Source organism: Microbacterium sp. bgisy203 (assembly GCF_057706945.1).
Window position 1 is genome coordinate 40,783 of the sequence record NZ_JBYIPF010000007.1, and the last position, 16,400, is coordinate 57,182.

General features: G+C 71.5%; 17 protein-coding genes. 6 read left to right on the top strand and 11 right to left on the bottom strand.

The features are described from left to right. Nucleotides 1–13 precede the first annotated feature (13 nt). Nucleotides 14–1,564 (bottom strand): APC family permease, encoded by a 1,551-nt coding sequence (locus AC3ENQ_RS11115; protein WP_431804578.1) that lies wholly within the window; start codon nucleotides 1,562–1,564, stop codon nucleotides 14–16. A 369-nt stretch (nucleotides 1,565–1,933) separates the two neighbouring features. Between AC3ENQ_RS11115 and AC3ENQ_RS11120 the strand changes: the two genes are divergently transcribed. After that, on the top strand, nucleotides 1,934–2,401 hold the full coding sequence (locus AC3ENQ_RS11120) for a DUF1269 domain-containing protein (protein ID WP_431804580.1): 468 nt from the start codon (nucleotides 1,934–1,936) through the stop codon (nucleotides 2,399–2,401). Between the two features lie 126 nt (nucleotides 2,402–2,527). Here AC3ENQ_RS11120 and AC3ENQ_RS11125 read toward each other — a convergent pair whose 3' ends face one another. Beyond that, complete coding sequence (locus AC3ENQ_RS11125) at nucleotides 2,528–3,079, bottom strand: YaeQ family protein (RefSeq protein ID WP_431804582.1); 552 nt, start codon at nucleotides 3,077–3,079, stop codon at nucleotides 2,528–2,530. 188 nt (nucleotides 3,080–3,267) lie between these two features. On the opposite strand from AC3ENQ_RS11125, the gene AC3ENQ_RS11130 reads away from it, so the two are divergent. Next, nucleotides 3,268–3,957: a TetR/AcrR family transcriptional regulator gene (locus AC3ENQ_RS11130; RefSeq protein WP_431804584.1), complete on the top strand. Its 690-nt coding sequence runs from the start codon at nucleotides 3,268–3,270 to the stop codon at nucleotides 3,955–3,957. 144 nt (nucleotides 3,958–4,101) lie between these two features. Here AC3ENQ_RS11130 and AC3ENQ_RS11135 read toward each other — a convergent pair whose 3' ends face one another. Together AC3ENQ_RS11135 and AC3ENQ_RS11140 are read right to left on the bottom strand one after the other, a co-directional pair. Further along, entirely contained in the window at nucleotides 4,102–5,076 is a 975-nt protein-coding gene (locus AC3ENQ_RS11135; protein ID WP_431804586.1) for a DnaJ domain-containing protein, read from the bottom strand. A 10-nt stretch (nucleotides 5,077–5,086) separates the two neighbouring features. Further along, a complete protein-coding gene (locus tag AC3ENQ_RS11140; protein ID WP_431804588.1) occupies nucleotides 5,087–6,178 on the bottom strand; it encodes an enoyl-CoA hydratase/isomerase family protein in 1,092 nt (363 codons plus the stop codon). Between the two features lie 130 nt (nucleotides 6,179–6,308). On the opposite strand from AC3ENQ_RS11140, the gene AC3ENQ_RS11145 reads away from it, so the two are divergent. Beyond that, nucleotides 6,309–7,724, top strand: a complete 1,416-nt coding sequence (locus AC3ENQ_RS11145) for an ABC transporter ATP-binding protein (protein WP_431804589.1) — start codon at nucleotides 6,309–6,311, stop codon at nucleotides 7,722–7,724. Then, nucleotides 7,721–8,551 carry an ABC transporter permease gene (locus tag AC3ENQ_RS11150; RefSeq protein WP_431804591.1) on the top strand — a complete coding sequence of 277 codons (831 nt, stop codon included), beginning with the start codon at nucleotides 7,721–7,723 and terminating at the stop codon, nucleotides 8,549–8,551. The genes AC3ENQ_RS11145 and AC3ENQ_RS11150 overlap by 4 nt, the downstream gene beginning before the upstream one ends. A 45-nt stretch (nucleotides 8,552–8,596) precedes the next feature. Here the strand turns inward: AC3ENQ_RS11150 and AC3ENQ_RS11155 are convergent, their stop codons facing one another. The 6 genes from AC3ENQ_RS11155 to AC3ENQ_RS11180 form a co-directional block, all read right to left on the bottom strand. Beyond that, the gene (locus AC3ENQ_RS11155; RefSeq protein ID WP_431804593.1) at nucleotides 8,597–9,061 is read right to left on the bottom strand and encodes a hypothetical protein; all 465 of its coding nucleotides are present in this window, start codon (nucleotides 9,059–9,061) and stop codon (nucleotides 8,597–8,599) included. 246 nt (nucleotides 9,062–9,307) lie between these two features. After that, entirely contained in the window at nucleotides 9,308–10,108 is an 801-nt protein-coding gene (locus tag AC3ENQ_RS11160; protein WP_431804595.1) for a uroporphyrinogen-III synthase, read from the bottom strand. 188 nt (nucleotides 10,109–10,296) lie between these two features. Next, the gene (locus AC3ENQ_RS11165; RefSeq protein ID WP_431804597.1) at nucleotides 10,297–10,635 is read right to left on the bottom strand and encodes a hypothetical protein; all 339 of its coding nucleotides are present in this window, start codon (nucleotides 10,633–10,635) and stop codon (nucleotides 10,297–10,299) included. Next, nucleotides 10,625–11,035, bottom strand: coding sequence for a phage holin family protein (locus tag AC3ENQ_RS11170; RefSeq protein WP_431804599.1), 411 nt, complete (start codon nucleotides 11,033–11,035; stop codon nucleotides 10,625–10,627). The genes AC3ENQ_RS11165 and AC3ENQ_RS11170 overlap by 11 nt, the downstream gene beginning before the upstream one ends. 1 nt (nucleotide 11,036) lies before the next feature. Continuing rightward, complete coding sequence (locus AC3ENQ_RS11175; protein WP_431804601.1) at nucleotides 11,037–11,435, bottom strand: hypothetical protein; 399 nt, start codon at nucleotides 11,433–11,435, stop codon at nucleotides 11,037–11,039. Between the two features lie 106 nt (nucleotides 11,436–11,541). After that, nucleotides 11,542–13,065, bottom strand: a complete 1,524-nt coding sequence (locus tag AC3ENQ_RS11180) for a protoporphyrinogen/coproporphyrinogen oxidase (protein WP_431804602.1) — start codon at nucleotides 13,063–13,065, stop codon at nucleotides 11,542–11,544. A gap of 72 nt (nucleotides 13,066–13,137) precedes the next feature. Here AC3ENQ_RS11180 and AC3ENQ_RS11185 point away from each other — a divergent pair, with 72 nt between their 5' ends. Then, nucleotides 13,138–13,704: an HhH-GPD-type base excision DNA repair protein gene (locus AC3ENQ_RS11185; RefSeq protein WP_431804604.1), complete on the top strand. Its 567-nt coding sequence runs from the start codon at nucleotides 13,138–13,140 to the stop codon at nucleotides 13,702–13,704. Between the two features lie 213 nt (nucleotides 13,705–13,917). After that, nucleotides 13,918–14,742 carry a hypothetical protein gene (locus AC3ENQ_RS11190; protein WP_431804606.1) on the top strand — a complete coding sequence of 275 codons (825 nt, stop codon included), beginning with the start codon at nucleotides 13,918–13,920 and terminating at the stop codon, nucleotides 14,740–14,742. Nucleotides 14,743–14,893: 151 nt separating this feature from the next. On the opposite strand, the gene AC3ENQ_RS11195 is transcribed toward AC3ENQ_RS11190, so the two are convergent. Beyond that, nucleotides 14,894–16,282: a glycine--tRNA ligase gene (locus AC3ENQ_RS11195; protein WP_431804608.1), complete on the bottom strand. Its 1,389-nt coding sequence runs from the start codon at nucleotides 16,280–16,282 to the stop codon at nucleotides 14,894–14,896. Between the last annotated feature and the right edge of the window lie 118 nt (nucleotides 16,283–16,400).

The window sequence follows — 16,400 nt, forward strand, 5'->3', positions numbered from 1 at the left end:
ACGACGGATGCCGTCAGACCCCGCCGTCGACCGACCGGACGAAGTCGCCGGGCTCCTCGGGCACCATGACGGGGGTGTCGCGGTTGAGGCTCCGGCCGTCGAAGAACGGCTTCGAGCGCGGGAAGAGGTACCAGACGAACATCAGCACGACGCCGACGAGGAGTGCGCCGATGCCGACGACGAACGTGCCGCCGATGCCGAGGAGCACGGTGTATCCGTAGTCGACGTCGTACATGTCGATCGCCGACTGGATGAACGCGTAGGTCAGCATGACGGCGCCGAGGACCGGGAAGATCCCCTTGAACCACAGGTCGCGCGCCGAGCGGCGGAGCACCCCGCGGTAGTACCAGGCGCACGCGTAGCCGGTGATGGCGTAGTAGAACGCGATCGCGAGGCCGAGCGAGAGGATCGAGTCCTGCAGGATGTTGTCGCTGATGAGGGTCATGCCGACGTAGTACGCGACGGCGATGGTGCCGCCAGCGATCGTCGAGAACGACGGCGTCTTGTAGACGGGATGCACGATCTTGAACTTCGCCGGAAGAGCACGGTAGACGCCCATCGCGAGAGTCCCGCGCGCGGTCGGGAGGATCGTCGTCTGCGTCGAGGAGACGGCCGAGATGAGCACGGCGACCACGAGCAGCCAGCCCCACGGGCCGAGGAGGCCGTCGCGGATGGCGAGGAAGAAGTCGTCGGCGTTGTCGGGGTTGCCGAGCCCCGTGCCGGTCTCGCCGAGACCGGCGTACATCATCGCGGCGATCGTGACGGAGACGTAGGTGACGAGCAGGATGACGGTGGTCAGCAGCGCCGCGCGGCCGGGGGTGCGCTTCGGGTCCTTCGTCTCCTCGGTGAGGGCGAGGCAGGTGTCCCAGCCCCAGTAGATGAAGAGCGCGAGGAGGGCAGCTTCCACGAATCCGTGGAAGTCGGTGAACGCGAAGGGGTTCAGCCAGTTCCCGTCGAAGGGGGTCGGGTCGGGCGCGGTGCCGTCGAAGTAGTGCCAGAGGGCGGCGACGACGAAGATGCCGAGCGCGATGTACTGCGCCGCGAGGAGGACGTTCTGGATGCGCTCGCCGATCTCGACGCCTCGCCAGCTGACCCACGTCATCGTCGCGATGAACGCGACGGCGACGAGGACGACCCGCCAGTCGTTGTTGGCGAACTCGAGGCCGAAGATGCTCCAAAAGTAGATCGACGCGATCTGGGCGAGGTTCGCGAGGACGATCATGCCGGCGGCCGCGACGCCCCAGCCGCCCATCCAGCCGACCCACGGGCCGAAGGCCTTCGTCGCCCACGTGAACGTCGTTCCGCAGTCGGGGATCTCGTTGTTGAGCTCGCGGTAGGCGAACGCGATGAACAGCATCGGGATGAACGCGATGACGAAGGCGATCGGCGCCTGCGCGCCCACGGCGAGAACGACGAAGCCGAGCGTCGCGACGAGCGAGTAGACGGGTGCGGTCGAGGCGAGGCCGATGACGGTCGAGCCCCACAGGCCGAGGGTGCCCGCGGCGAGGCCCTTTCCGTCGGAGCGGTCGATGTGTACGGGTGTGGTGGAGCCGAAGTCGGTCATGTCGGAAACCTCCGGGCGCTGTCGGGTTGCGGTGCAGGCTAGCGGCATCCGCGGCGCCCCCACCGCCGCCGTGAGGGCGAATCTGCCGGCGGAGAGTGGACACAGCGTACAGATATCGGAAGTTCACAGGGAAGGGGCTTGCGCGGGGGTGCGCGGGTGGCGAAATGCTAGTGGTGGCGGCGCGGGGGCTGACCGTGACCGCCTTGATGAACCACCGAAGAAATCGAAGAAAAAATCTCCGAGAACGTCGTTGTCATCACCTTCCCCACCCGGGATGCCACCTACGAGGCGCTCACCGCGTTCCGCAACTCGTCGGGCGATTACGGCCTGCAGTCGGCAGCCCTGATCGAGCGCGACGTCAACGGCGCTGTGACCGTGACCGACGGCGGCGACGAGATCGGCGGCACCGCCACGATCGGAGGTTCGCTCATCGGCATGCTCGTCGGCGTGTTCGGCGGCCCCGTCGGCATGCTCCTGGGCCTCTCGTTCGGAACGCTCGGGGGCGCCATGGTCGACGCCTCGCGCATGGACAAGGGGGACGACGTGCTGTCGCAGTTCGCCGAGACGGTCCCGCCGGGGACCAACGCGATCATCGCCGAGACGGTCGAAGAGGACTTCTCGCTCCTCGACGGTGCCGTCGCGCAGCGCGGCGGCGCGATCGTCCGCTGGCCGCTCGACGAGGTGCTCGACACGCTCGAGGCGCAGCAGGATGCCGCCGAGGAGGCCTCGAAGGCCGCCCGCAAGGCCCTGAAGGAAGAGAAGAAGGCCGAGCGCAAGGCATCGCGCGAGGAGCGCATCGCGGAGCTCAAGGCGAAGCACGAGAAGAAGGACGCCTGATCCGACTCACTGACGACGCGGCGGGTGACCCTCACGGGTCGCCCGCCGCGTCGCGTTCGGGCAGCGCATCGAAACCACGGCGCATCGAGCCGCGCGGCGCCGGGCGCGACCGGCAGAGACGGACGACTACCGGGGTGAGCCGTCGACGCCCTGCCGGTGCAGCGCCGACGAGAAGCTCGCGCCGTTGACGTCGAGGTAGAGCTGGCCCTCGGTCACCGACACGGTCACGGTGTTGCGGCGCTCCACGGCATCCGCCGCCTGCGCGATGAACCCGGGATCGAAGCTCGTCACGACGATGCGGTCCTGCTCGTGAATCTTCTTGCCCGCCCAGGTCGGCACGAGGCGCGCCGGATCGCGGTGCGTGTAGACGGCGACGCGCCCCGTGAGCTTGCTGCCGTGGTGGAGCCGTTCGGCATCGGGGGCGCCGACCTCGATCCACGCGGTCTGGCGGCCGGTCGCATCGCGCACGAGCACGGCGGGCTCGTTCGTCGCCGAGACACCCTCGCTGAGCGCGATGCCCTCCGTGTATTCGAGGCAGTAGGCGAGGAGGCGCGTGAGGAGGTACTCCGGGGTCTCGGACGGGTGCTGCGCGAGCCGCACCGTGAGGTCCTCATACACGCCGCGGTCGACGTCCGCGAGCTGAACGTCGAAGGTGTGCATCACTGCGCCGATGGCCATCCTTCGAGCCTAGGCGGTCGGCGGCCGAGGGCTTCGCGGCAGCTCGTGTGGCATGCAGTCTCGGCGGGGCAGTCTCGGCCGGGGCGCCGGTGAAGACCCGCGAGATTCCGCGGCGTCTCGTCTCGGGAGCCGCGGCGCGCGCCCGCCGAGACTGAATACGGCACGCCGGGGCGTGAGAAGATCGCGGCATGACCGCCGCCGAGACCCCCCGCCCGCGCGGCAGCTACGCGAAGGGGGTGGCGCGGCGGCAGGAGATCCTCGACCGGGCGATCGAGGTCTTCGCCCGCCGCGGCGCGCAGCGGACGAGCCTCCGCGCGATCGCGCAGGAGGTCGGCGTCACGCACGCGGCACTCACGCACTACTTCGGGTCGCTCGACGAGCTGCTCGTGGCGGTGTACCGCGAGTCGGAGGAGCGCGGCGAAGGGGATGCCGACGCGCCCATGTCTCCGGCCTGCGCCGACACCTCCGCCGGCGCCGACAGAGCGGACGGTCTCGACGCCGCCGCGGGCGTCGACACCGTCCGCTCGCCGGCGCCGCTGCAGAGCCCCGCCGAGGCGATGCGGGTCTCCGCGGCGGCGAACCGCGAGATCCCGGGCCTCGTCGAGCTGTACTCGACCCTTGTCGCCTCGGCGCTCGACGGCGCGCACCCGGCGGCGCACGAGTTCGCGACGACCCGTTTCGCGCGCTTGCGCGCCGAGCTGTCCGACCGGGTGCGTGCGCTGCAGGCATCCGGCTCGCTGCGCGCCGACGTCGATCCGGCGCTCGTCGCGGCGCTCGTGATCGCGGCATCCGACGGCCTGCAGACCCAGTGGCTGCTCGATGCCGACGTCGACCACGAGGCCGCACTCGCGCTCCTCGACCGCCTGCTCACCCCCTGACCCCTCCTCCCTCCCCTGGCCCCTCCCCCTGGCTCGCGAATCACCGCCGGTTGCGCGAGTCACCGCCGGATTTGCGCGCATCGCCCGGTGATTCGCGAAAGCACCGGTGATTCGCGAGCGGTGCCACGTGCACGGCGGGCGGCGTCAGACGAAGCGCACGGCGGCCTGCAGGCGGGTGCGGACATCGAACAGCTCGTTGCCGCCGATGTCGCGCGCGCCGGTAAGGCCGCGGCGGAGGACCGTCGACAGCGCCGAGCGGGCGACGACGCCGACGGGGGTGCCGCGGACCTTGCCGATCTCCTCGATCGCGGTGGGTACGTCGTCATCGGGCAACACGACGATCGCGCCGCCGAACTTCACGCGGGCGCTCCGCGCGAGGGCGCGGGATGCCGCGACGAGGTCGCCGATCGGCGCGCCCTCAACCCCGTCGCCGATGAGCTCCCCGCGGCGCAGGCGCACAGGACCGCCGAAGTCCTCGCTGAGCACCGCGTACAACCCGCTCGGCCCGAGGACGATGTGGTCGAGCTTCAGCTCGGGGTCGCGCGGGTCGGCGGCGACGTCGTGCCACACGGTGTACCCCATGCCGAGGTCGCCGACGATGCGCGCGGTCTCCTCCTCGGCGAGCGCGTCGGCGAGAAGGCGCTTGAGCTCCCGCGGTGCCGACCGGACGAGCGCCGGGTCGTACGGGTCGGGGAGGTCCGCCCCGCGCCCCACCCACTCGCGCATGAGCGTCAGGTACCGCTCGCGCCGCCACCCACCGGGCTGGCCGAACGACCGCGCACGGGGTCGCGTGTCGGCCCCGCGCCCCGGCGGCCTCCAGCCACCCGCGCCACCGCCACCAGAAGCGGAGCCGGAGCCGGGACCGGACCCGCCCGGCCCGAACCGCGGCGCCTCCGTGCCCCCGAACCCGTGGCCGCGGTCGTACGCCGCGCGCGCCTCGGCGGTGCCGACGAGCTCCCACGCGCGCTGCACCTGCACGAACAGCGCGGCGTCGCCTCCCGTGTCGGGGTGCGTCTGGCGCAGCCGCAGGCGGTAGGCGCGCCGGAGGTCGTCGTCCGAGGCATCCCACGCGACAGCGAGGACCTCGTACGCGGATGCCGACAGGGGAGAGTCGAACACGGTCGCCTCGTCAGCCCCACAGGGGCGTGGGCGGTGCCCACGCGAGCGCCTCCGCGGCGATGCCGTCGGGCCCGTCGGCGACGTCGGCGAGGGAGGCGGGCGACCAGGCTGGCGTCCGGTCCTTGTCGACGACCTGCGCGCGGATCCCTTCGACGAGGTCGGGCTGGGTGTGCGCGAACCACAGCACGAGGCCGTACTCCTGCGCGAGCGCGGCGCGCAGGTCGGGCAGCGCGCGCGCCGAGCGGACGGCCGCGAGCGAGACGGCGAGTGCGGTCGGCGAGAGCTCCTCGAGCGTGTCGGCGGCGGCGGATGCCTCAGCCTCCGGCCGGGCGCGCAGGCGGTCGATGATCTCGGTGACGGTGTCGGCGGCGAACGCGTCGTCGATCCACTCCCGCGCGGCGGCGAGCGCGGACGGCTCGGGGGTCTCGTCGAAGAGCAGCACGATCTCGGCGGGCGTGCCGGGGTCGGCGCGGGTGAGGAGCGCGTCGCGCAGGTCGTCCAGCCGCTCGCTCGGGACCATCGCGTCGGCGAACCCGGCGTAGATGGCGTCGGCGGCATCCATCGACGCGCCCGTCAGGGCGAGGTACTCGCCGACGCGGCCGGGGGCCTGCGCAAGAAGCCACGACCCGCCGACGTCGGGCGTGAACCCGATGCGCGTCTCGGGCATCGCGAGGCGCGAGCGCTCGGTGACGACCCGCACGGACGCGTGCCCGGCGAGGCCGATGCCGCCGCCCATCGTGACGCCGTCGGCGATCGCGACGATCGGCTTGGGATACTCGAAGATCCGCGCATTGAGGGTGTACTCCGGCACGAAGAATTCGGCGGTCCGCTCGGGCTCGCCGTCGACGATCATCTGGCGGAGCCCCCGCACATCGCCGCCGGCGCACAGGCCGCGCTCGCCCGCCCCTTCGATCAGGACGAGCTGGACGTCGGCGTCGCCCTCCCAGTCGTCGAGGGCGGCGGCGAGCCGCTCGATCATGCCGATGTCGAGCGCGTTGATCGCGCGCGGCCGGTTCAGGGTCAGGTGTCCGACGCCGCTGTCGGAGCGAACGAGAACGGTCGCGTCCTCGTCGGGTCGGGGGCTGGTCGAGTGCTCGCTCACCCGGCCAACGTTACCCGCGTGCGGCGCACCGGCCGCCCCGGCGTGCATGGTCGCCGCGGCGCGGCACCCCACGCACCGTGGGCATCTCCGCCAGGATGGACGTGACGCCCCCACCGACGAGAGGCCCGCGATGCCCGAAGGACTGGTGCTCGAGTTCACCGATGTGACCAAGCGCTTCGGCGGCGTCTCCGCCGTCGACGGGCTCACCGCCCGCGTCGAACCGGGCACGGTGACGGGCTTTCTCGGGCCCAACGGCGCGGGGAAGACCACGACGCTCCGCATCCTCCTCGGACTCGTCCGCGCGACCTCCGGCACGGCGACGATCGGAGGGCGCCGCTACGCCGACCTCCCCCGGCCCCTGCAGACCGTCGGCGCGGCGCTCGAGGCATCCAGCTTCCACCCCGGTCGCACCGGCGCGAACCACCTCAAGGTCTATGCGCGCGCGGCGGGGCTGCCCGATCGGCGCGTGGACGAGGTGCTCGGCCTCGTCGGGCTGACGGATGCCGCAGGGCGCAAGGTCGGCGGATACTCGCTCGGCATGCGGCAGCGGCTCGGACTCGCGTACACGCTGCTCGGCGACCCGGGCGTGCTCGTGCTCGACGAACCGGCGAACGGGCTCGACCCCGAAGGCATCAAGTGGCTCCGCGGGTTCTTGCGGCGACTCGCCGACGAGGGCCGCACGGTGCTCATCTCGTCGCACATGCTCGCCGAGGTCCAGCAGACGGTCTCGGCGCTGCTGATCATCTCGCGCGGCCGCCTCGTCTACCAGGGCGATCTCGCCGGGCTCACGCAGCCCGAGGACTATACGACCGTCATCGACTCTCCCGACCGCGCCGCTCTGGGCGCAGCGCTGGATGCCGCGGGCATCGGCTACGAGCCGCTGCGCACAGGGTTCACCGTGCAGTCCTCCGACCCGGCCGCGCTCGGGGCGATCGCGGCCGGCGCCGGCGTCGCGCTGTCGAACCTGCAGCGCAAGGGCCCGGCCCTCGAGGAAGTGTTCCTCGGTCTCGTCGACGGGACGCGCGTGCAGGCGGCGGATGCCGCGCCTGTGGTGGCCGAGCCGGCGCCTGTGGTGGCCGAGTCGGGGGCGGCGGCGCCGGTTGGTATGGCCGATTCGGCGCCTGCAGCCGAGTCGGCGGGGGTGGCAGAGTCGACGGCGGCCGATCCGGCGGCCTCGCTGGATTCGGACGCTGCCGAGGAACCTCATGCGGAGCCTCCCATCGAACCCGAACCCGAACCCGAACCCGAACAGGCCCTCGACCCGGACGTCGATCCCGAACCCGAACACGCGGACGTCGATCAGGAGGAACCGCCCGTCCCGGTCGATGCGCCCGCGCACTGGGACGAGGGTCAGGCGCGCACCGATGCCGACGACGAAGCCGACGCGTTCTTCGCCCGATACGACGCCACCGTCGACCCGGAGCCGACAGGCGAGATTGCCCCCGTCGAGGGACCCACCGAGGCATCCTCCGTCGAGGCATCCACCGAGGCATCCCCCGTCGAGGCATCCGCCGATGAGCCATCCGACTCCGAGGAGGAGCGATGAGCCTCGCGCGCGCCACCCGCTCCGAGCTGACGAAGCAGTTCACCACATCGATGTGGTGGATTCTCGCGCTCGTGATGTTCCTGTACGTCGGCGTGACCGCCGGCGGCCTCGGCGGCACCCTGGGCGCCGTCGCGAACGGCACTCTCGGCCCCGACGCGGTCAACGGCCCGGCCCTCCCCGTCGATGCCGTCCCGCCGGTCGTCTACAGCATCGCGACGTCGGTCGGGTATGTCTTCCCGCTGCTCATCGGCACACTGATGGTCACGAACGAGTTCCGACACCAGACGCTCACCCCGACGTTCCTCGCGACCCCGCGGCGCGGCGTCGCGCTCGGTGGCAAGGTCGGCGCGGGCATCGTCATGGGGCTCCTGTACGCGGCGGTCGGGATCGTCGCGGCGGTCGGGATCGGCGCCGCCGCCCTCGCCGCCCTGGGCCTGGACACGCTCCTCGACCGGAGCGAGACATGGGCGATGATCGGTCGGATGGTGATCGCGCTCGTCCTGTGGACGCTCATCGGCGTCGGCGCCGGCACGCTCATCCGCAACCAGGTGGCGGCCGTGGTCAGCGTGCTCGCGTTCACGCAGTTCATCGAGCCGATTCTCCGCACGATCAGCGCGTTCATCGAGGGACTCTCCGACGTCGCGAAGTACCTCTCCGGTGCGGCCTCCGACGCTCTCGTCGGCGCGAGCATCTACACCTCACTCGGCGGCACGGATGCCTCCGGCGGCGGCCTCGACTGGTGGGTCGGCGGGCTTTTGCTGCTCGGGTACGCCGTGGTCTTCCTGCTGCTCGGCTGGCTCTTCAGCTGGCGCCGCGACGTGAGCTGACCGTCAGCGCGCCGGCTCCGCCGGCGAGGAGCCGGTCGGCATCCGTCACGCGATGGCGGGGCGCGGCGTGCGCCGCGGGCGTGGCGCACGCGCGGATGCCGGGGCTTCCGGATCGTCGGCCGCGGCGACGATCTCAGTCACGGGCGCGGCGGCATCCTCGCCCTCCAGTCGCAGCGCCCGAACGAGCTCGAGGCCGTGCCGTGTCGTGAGCAGCAGGCGCGAGAACTCTGCGCTCTCGTCGAGGTCGATGATGACGCCCGCGCGGCGACGGCGCACGACGACGAAGTCGCTGCCCCCGGCCGAGGCCCACGTCCCCATCGCCACGACGCCGCGGACGAGCGTTCCGAGGCTCGGCACACCGCGCAGCCAGTTCCACGGGTCGTCGGTGAGCTGCACCTTCTGGATGAGGTCGCGCTCGATCCGCACCGACGTCGACCGCCGCGAGAGGGCGCGTTCGGTGCCCGAGAGCACGACTTCCAACTGCGTCGAATCGAGCAGCAGAGTCACCATGACTTCAGTCTGCCAGCGTCCGCGCCGCGCGGCGCGCCACCGGGGCAACGATCGTGTCTCTTCCCGCGCGCCCCTCTCGCCCCGACTCTGGCTCGCGAATCACCGCCGGTTTCGCGAATCACCGGCCGTCTCGCGCGAAACCGCCGGTGATTCGAGAAATGCCGGGTGATTCGCGAGCCGCATGCGCGCGAACGCGAGCGGGCGAGACGCGAGGCGAGCGAGGCGCGGGGCAGCCCGGCGCGAGGGTCAGACGGCGAATTCGTCGGTCGCGTGCGGCAGCGGGAACTTCTGCACGGCGGCGATCAGGCCGCCGACCGTCTGCTCGCGCGCGACGACATTCACCCCGAGGCCGGCCTTCCGGGCATCCTTCGCCGTGCGCGGACCGATGGCGGCGATGACGGTGGATGCCGGGATGTCGGGGAACTGCAGGTGCACCTGCTCGGCGACCGAGCCGCTCGTGACGAGGATCGCGTTGATTCGCCCGCTCTCGACGTCGTGCGCGATGCGTTCGGTCACGGGCACGCCCACCGTGCGATAGGCGACGACGCTCCGGACGTCATGCCCTGCCTCGGTCAGACGCTTGGTGAGCACCGGCTTCGCGATCTCGCTGCGCAGGGTCAGGATGCGGCGCGGCTCCGGCTCGAGCTCGAGCAACTGGGCGGCCATACCGGCGGCGGAGTTGTCCTCGTCGGGCACGAGGTCGACCTTGTAGCCGACCGCCGCGAGCGCCGCCGCGGTCGTCTCGCCGACGGCCGCGACGCGGGTCGTGGAGGGGATCTCGGCGCGATACGCGTAGAGCACGTCGACGGTAGTCGCGCTCGTCAGGGTCACCCAGTCGAACGCACCGGCGGCGAGGTCGGCCAGCGCCTGCTCGAGCGTCTCCTGGTCGGTGGAGGGCGCGAAGTTGATGAGCGGTGCGATCACCGGGACCGCGCCCTGGCTGCGAAGCGTCGCCGCGACCGAGTCGCCCCACGGACCGCCACGCGGCACCAGCACGCGCCAGCCCTTGAGGGGCTTGGCGGCCGCGGCGTGCGGATCTGTGTTCATGCTCGACTCTCGTGATGCTCCGTCGGACACACGTGATCGCACATCCGACCTCGTCGGACCCGGGCGTCCAGCTGCTGTGTGCCTCGGGTCGGCTGGGCCGGCAGCCTATGCATCGTCGCCACTGCCTGGTACACGAGCATACCCCTGAGCCCGGTGCGGGGTGCCAGCGCGGTCGGAGCGCACCATCGTCACCGCGTGTACAGACGCACGATCCCCCACACCGCGAAGCCCACCGCCGCAGCGATACCGACGGCCGCCGCGATCGCTCCGTTCGGATTGCTGCGGGCGAATCCGCGCGCGTCGGCGACGACGCGGTCGGTCGACCGCGCAACCCGCTTGGGGACGTTCGTCTTCTCCTCGATGGCGGCGAGGGTCGCCTTGAGCTCGGCGCGTGCCTTCTCGACCGGGTCGGTGATGCCGAGGGCGACAGCCGTCCGCGGAACCGGGGTCGAGTCGGTGCGCGCAGGCGCCGAGGCCTTCGTGCTCTTCGCGGGCGAGCCGCTGCGGGAGGTCGGTTCAGTACTCATCGGTCACGTCCTTCACGATGCGGGCGTCGACGGCGATCGCCTGGGCGGGGGTCTCGGTCGAGCGGAGCTTCTTGAATCTCAGGAGCCCGAGGATCGCCGCGATGACGGCCAGCAGCAGACCGACCACCAGCACGATGAGCGACGCGACCCAGGGCTCCATCCACGAAGACAGCCCGATGATCGCGAAGGCCCCGAGGGCGGGGATCGACCAGAACAGGAAGAAGAGGGCCACGACCAACCAGACGCCGCCGAGGCCCGCCTGCTTTCCCGTCTTCTTCGCCCATGACTTCGCCGAGTCGATCTCGGCGACGATGAGGTTGCGGAAAAGCTCGGGCACCTCCCCGATCAGGGTGAAGAGGCTGTCGTCGGCGCGGTCTCGGAATCCGCGGGGAGTGCTCATCTCAGTCGTCCGCGGCCTTCTTCTCGATGCCGTCCTTGATGTCTGCGACGGCCTTGTCGGCGGAGCGCTTCGCTTCGTTCGCCGAGATGCGGGCTCCGAGTGCGACCTCGTCGGCCGAGTCGTCGGCGGCGATGAGCGCCGCGTCGAGCTTCTGGCCGGGCGTCGTGCCCTTCGAGGCGGCCTTCGTGACCTTCACCGCGCCGTCCCAGAGGGCCGACGGAAGGGCGAAGGCGGCGGACTTCGTGAGTTCCTTCGCCTTTCGCACCTGCTTCTGGACGGGCTCGGTGTGCCAGAGCTTGCCCACGCCCGCCTTGATCTGCTCGTACCGCTCGCGCCCGGCGCGCGTGCCGAAGACGTACCCCGCGGCGAACCCCACGACGATCCCGAACTTGCCTCTCATGGTGCTCCTCACGGTCGAAACGGTGTGATGTAGGTCCCAGGGTAACGCCGTATGCCGCGGCGGGCATCCGCTCTTGCCAGAGGCGCCCCAGGCTGGTATCGCCGCGTCACGCGGAGCGGTCGGCTCCCCACAGGACGCTGGTGCGCAGGCGATCGACCTCGGCGACCGTGTCGGCGACCACCTGCGCGACGCCGCTCCCCGCGAGACTCGCGCCGACGACCGCGAGACCCGGGTGCTCGTTCACCGCGGCACGGACGGCGGCGACCCGCTCGGCATGGCCGAGGGCGGATGCCGGCGGTGCCGCGTCGACCCGGCGCAGCGCGCTCGCCCGCGGGGTGCCCATCGCGACCCCGAGGAGCCCCCCCGCGGCGCGCGCGGCATCCGTCGCGGCGTTGTCCGCGTCGCGCGTCGGATCGGCGGGCAGCGTCACGCGGACGACGTGGCGCCCGGGACCGGCCGCGGCGGCGAGCCACGGCCAATCGACGGTCGGAAGGGTGAGGGCGACCGCGTCGGTCGGGCCGGGATCGAGGGGATACACCGCCCGGCCGCGCGGCGCGGCATCGAGCGCGGGGGCATCGACGACGAGGGTCACGACATCGCGCAGGGTGGTGGAGATCGGCTCGGTCCGAATCCCCGCCGTCGCCAGCAGCGCGGATGCGGCGACGGACGGAGACGCCAGGATCACGACATCGGCGACGAGAACGCCGACGCCGTCGGAGGTCGAGGCGTCGTCGAGCGCGATCGTCCAGGCATCCTCGCGCGTGAGCGTCACCGGGCGGACACCGGTGCGGAGGTGCGCGCCGAGGTCGCGGAGGCGCTGGACGAGAGCGTCGGGCAGCCGGCCGTAACCTCCGCGGAGCGTCGTGCGGCGGGGCTCGTCGTCGGGCAGGAGGTCGAGGGCCGCCCCCGCGAGCGATCCGGTGCGGGTGAGCGCGGTGCTGAGGCCCGGCGCCGCGACCTCGACGTCGATGTTGTCCGGGTCGGTGCTGTACAGCCCGCGCGTGACCGGCGCGACGAGGCGGTCGGCGACGAGGTCGCCCATGCGCGTACGCACGAGGCGGCCGAGACTGCGCTCGTGCCCGATCGTCAGCGGCGGGCGCAGGCGGTCGAGGTAGGCGCGCCACGTGCCTCGCCATCCGATGACCCTGCGCACGTCGTCGGCCCACGGGTTCGCCGGGATGCCGAGGACCGTCCGTGTCGGCAGCGGCGCCGCCCCACCCGCGTTCGCACCGCCCGCCTTCGCACCACCGGCCTTCGCACCGCCGGCCTTCGCACCACCGGGAAGCCCCGCGATCCAAGCCGGGTGCGCGGCGGCATCCTCCACCTCGGGCAGCAGGCGCAACTCGTCGAGCAGCGCGTGCAGGGCAGGGGATGCCGGGGGGAACGCGTCGGCGACGAGATCGACCGGCAGCCCGTCGAGTTCCACCGTCTCGACAGCACCCCCGAAACGTTCCGCGCTCTCCAGCACGGTCACGTGCGCGCCGATCTTCGCCCATTCCAGCGCCGCGACGAGTCCCGCGACACCCCCGCCGACGACGGCGACGTGCGTGCGGCGTGCGCGGGCCAGGAGGTCCGGGTCCTGCGGGTCGGGACGCGGGTGGTCGAGGTCAGGGTCGTCGGGCGCGGCCATGGCATCCATCCTCCCACCGCCGGCCGGGGACGCGCCGGGACCTGAGCGGCCGCGCGTGGGACGATGGATGCCATGGCCCTGCACATCACCGACGACGACGCCGCCGACGCGCTGCTCACGCAGAACCCGCTCGCGCTTCTGATCGGCATGCTCCTCGACCAGCAGATCGCGATGGAGACGGCCTTCACCGGCCCGTTGAAGATCGAGCAGCGCACCGGGTCGCTCGACGCGGCATCCCTCGCGGCGTACGACCCGGACGCCTTCGTCGAGGTCTTCAAGGAGACGCCCGCCGTCCACCGGTTCCCGGGGTCGATGGCCGGGCGCGTGCAGGCGCTCAGCCAGGCGCTCGTCGACGATTGGGGTGGGGATGCCGCCGCGCTCTGGACGTCGGGTGAGCCCGACGGGGCGACAGTCCTGAAGCGCCTGAAGGCGCTCCCCGGCTTCGGCGAGCAGAAGGCCAAGATCTTCCTCGCGCTGCTCGGCAAGCAGTACGGCTTCACGGGGTCGGGGTGGCGCGAGGCATCCGCCCCCTATGGCGACGAGGGGTCGTACCGCTCCGTCGCCGACATCACCTCGCCCGAGAGCCTGACCAAGGTGCGGGAGTACAAGCGCGCCGCGAAGGCCGCCGCCAAGGGCTGAGGCCCGCGGCCACCTCACCTCACCTCACCTCACCAAGGCAGGAGATCTCACCGAGACAGGATGCCTACCCGCGCGGCGGTCCTGTGTGCGCGATATCTCCTGCGTCGGTGATCCACCCCGCGCCCCCGCCCCCGCGAGGCCGCACGCCGGACATCGACGGGTTATCCACACCCCGCCACCTCCCGCGCCGTGAGCGCCGCTACCGTGAAGGGCATGCGTCGGCATCTGCGATGGATCGTCCCCGCCCTCCTCGCGGCGGCCGTCTATCTCCTCGCGATGTGGGGTGTCACCGCTCTCGCGGGGCCCGACCGCTCGCCGACGCCCAACGAGACACTCGGAGCACTCGGGCTTCTCGCCGTCGCGTTCGTCGGCCCGCTCGTGCTCGTCGTCGTCGCCATCGTCCAGGGCGTGAAGACCTACCGCGCAGCGCGACGGCGGCGCGGGCACTTCAGCAAGGGCGAACTGCGTCTGGCCGGAGAGCGCGCCGCCCATCAGCACGCGTGGGACAACGCCCGCGCGCTGCGCGCCACGCTGCTCCGCCGCGAGGTACCGGCCTCGATCGATCAATGGGATCTCGCACCCTACGCCGGAGAGCTGTTCTTCGCCGCCGTGCCGACCTCTTATGCCCGCTACTACGGCACCGACGCCCGTTACACGACGACATCGAGCTTCGCGTACGGCAGTCCCGCCTTCGTACTGGGCGTCATGGCAATCACTGGCATCGGCAACGCAGCGTCGCGATCGGCTGCGCGGCAGCAGGCCCGCGAGCAGTGGCGCGACTGGCAGCAGGCGCACGTGCTCGTCAGCAACCACCGGCTCGCCGTCCGCACAGCTGAAGGCTGGCTCAGCTTCGACTACGGGGCGATGACCGCCGTGTATCCCGAGGTCGCCGCGAACACCCTGGTGTGCGAGTTCCCCGGCGTCGCACCCCTCCTCCTTCAAGGCCCGCACGCGCCGCTCGCAGCGGTGATGTCGGTCTTCGCCACCCGCGGAGCGGACGGCCTCGCGAGGCATCCGTCACTCTCCGCGCTCGACTGACGCGACGGCTCGCGCCGCTTGCGCCGACACTCCTCACGGCCACAGGAGATCTCACCGAGACAGGATGCTTACCCGCGCGGCGGTCCTGTGTGCGCGATATCTCCTGCGTCGGTGATCCACCCCGCCGCCCCACGCCCTCGCGCCGCGCGCGTCAGGCGCCGCGCAGGCGCTCGGCGAGGTAGTTGACGAGATCCGCCAGGTCGACGCGCTGCTGCGCCATCGTGTCGCGATCGCGGACGGTGACGGCCTCGTCCTCGAGCGAGTCGAAATCGACCGTGACGCAGTACGGGGTGCCGATCTCGTCCTGGCGGCGATAGCGGCGCCCGATCGCGCCGGCGTCATCGAAGTCGACGTTCCAGCCCTGCGCACGCAGCGCATCGGCGACCTGACGCGCGAGCGGCGAGAGCTTCTCGTTGCGCGAGAGCGGCAGCACCGCGACCTTGACCGGCGCGAGGCGCGGGTCAAGGGCCAGGACGGTGCGGGTGTCGGTGCCGCCCTTCGCGTTCGGCACCTCCTCTTCGCGGTACGCGTCGACGAGGAACGCCATCATCGCGCGCGTCAGACCGAAAGAGGGCTCGATGACGTACGGCACGTAGGTCGTGCCGGATGCCTGGTCGAAGTACTGCAGCTTCTGCCCCGACGCCTCGATGTGCGACGAGAGGTCGTAATCGGTGCGATTGGCGACGCCCATGAGCTCGCCCCACTCCTTGCCGGCGAAGCCGAAGCGGTACTCGACGTCGATCGTGCCCGCCGAGTAGTGCGCCCGCTCGTCCTCGGGGACGTCGAACTGCCGCAGATTCTCGGGATCGATGCCGAGCTCGATGAACCAGTCCCAGCAGGCTTTCACCCAGTGCTCGAACCACTCCTGGGCCTCCTCCGGAGGCGTGAAGTACTCGATCTCCATCTGCTCGAACTCGCGCGTGCGGAAGATGAAGTTGCCGGGCGTGATCTCGTTGCGGAACGCCTTGCCCACCTGGCCGATGCCGAACGGCGGCTTCTTGCGCGACGCGGTGAGGACGTTCGAGAAGTTCACGAAGATGCCCTGTGCGGTCTCGGGGCGCAGGAAGTGCAGGCCCGACTCGTCATCGACGACGCCCAGATACGTCTTGACGAGACCCGAGAACGCCTTCGGCTCGGTGTACTGCCCCTTCGTACCGCAGTTCGGGCAGGGAATGTCGGCGAGGCCGTTCTCGGCGGCGCGACCCTTGCGCGCCTCGAAGTCCTCGATGAGGTTGTCGGCGCGGAAGCGCTTGTGGCAGTGCAGACACTCCACGAGCGGGTCGGTGAAGGTCGCGACATGGCCGGATGCCTCCCACACGCGCTTCGGGAGGATCACCGACGAGTCGAGGCCCACCATGTCGCCGCGACCACGGACGAAGGTCTGCCACCACTGCCGACGGATGTTCTCCTTGAGCTCGGTGCCGAGGGGACCGTAGTCCCAGGCGGAACGCGAGCCGCCGTAGATCTCACCGGCCTGGAACACGAACCCGCGGTGACGGGCGAGGGCGATGACTTTGTCGAGGCGGGAGGGCTCGGCCACAGGTGGCTCCAAATGGTCGTGTGCGCGAAAGCGCGAGAAGGCGGATGCCGGGGGCGCCGGGGGTGCACCGGCATCCCTCGATTCTACCGACGTCGGCGCCGCGCTCCGCGGCGGGTCC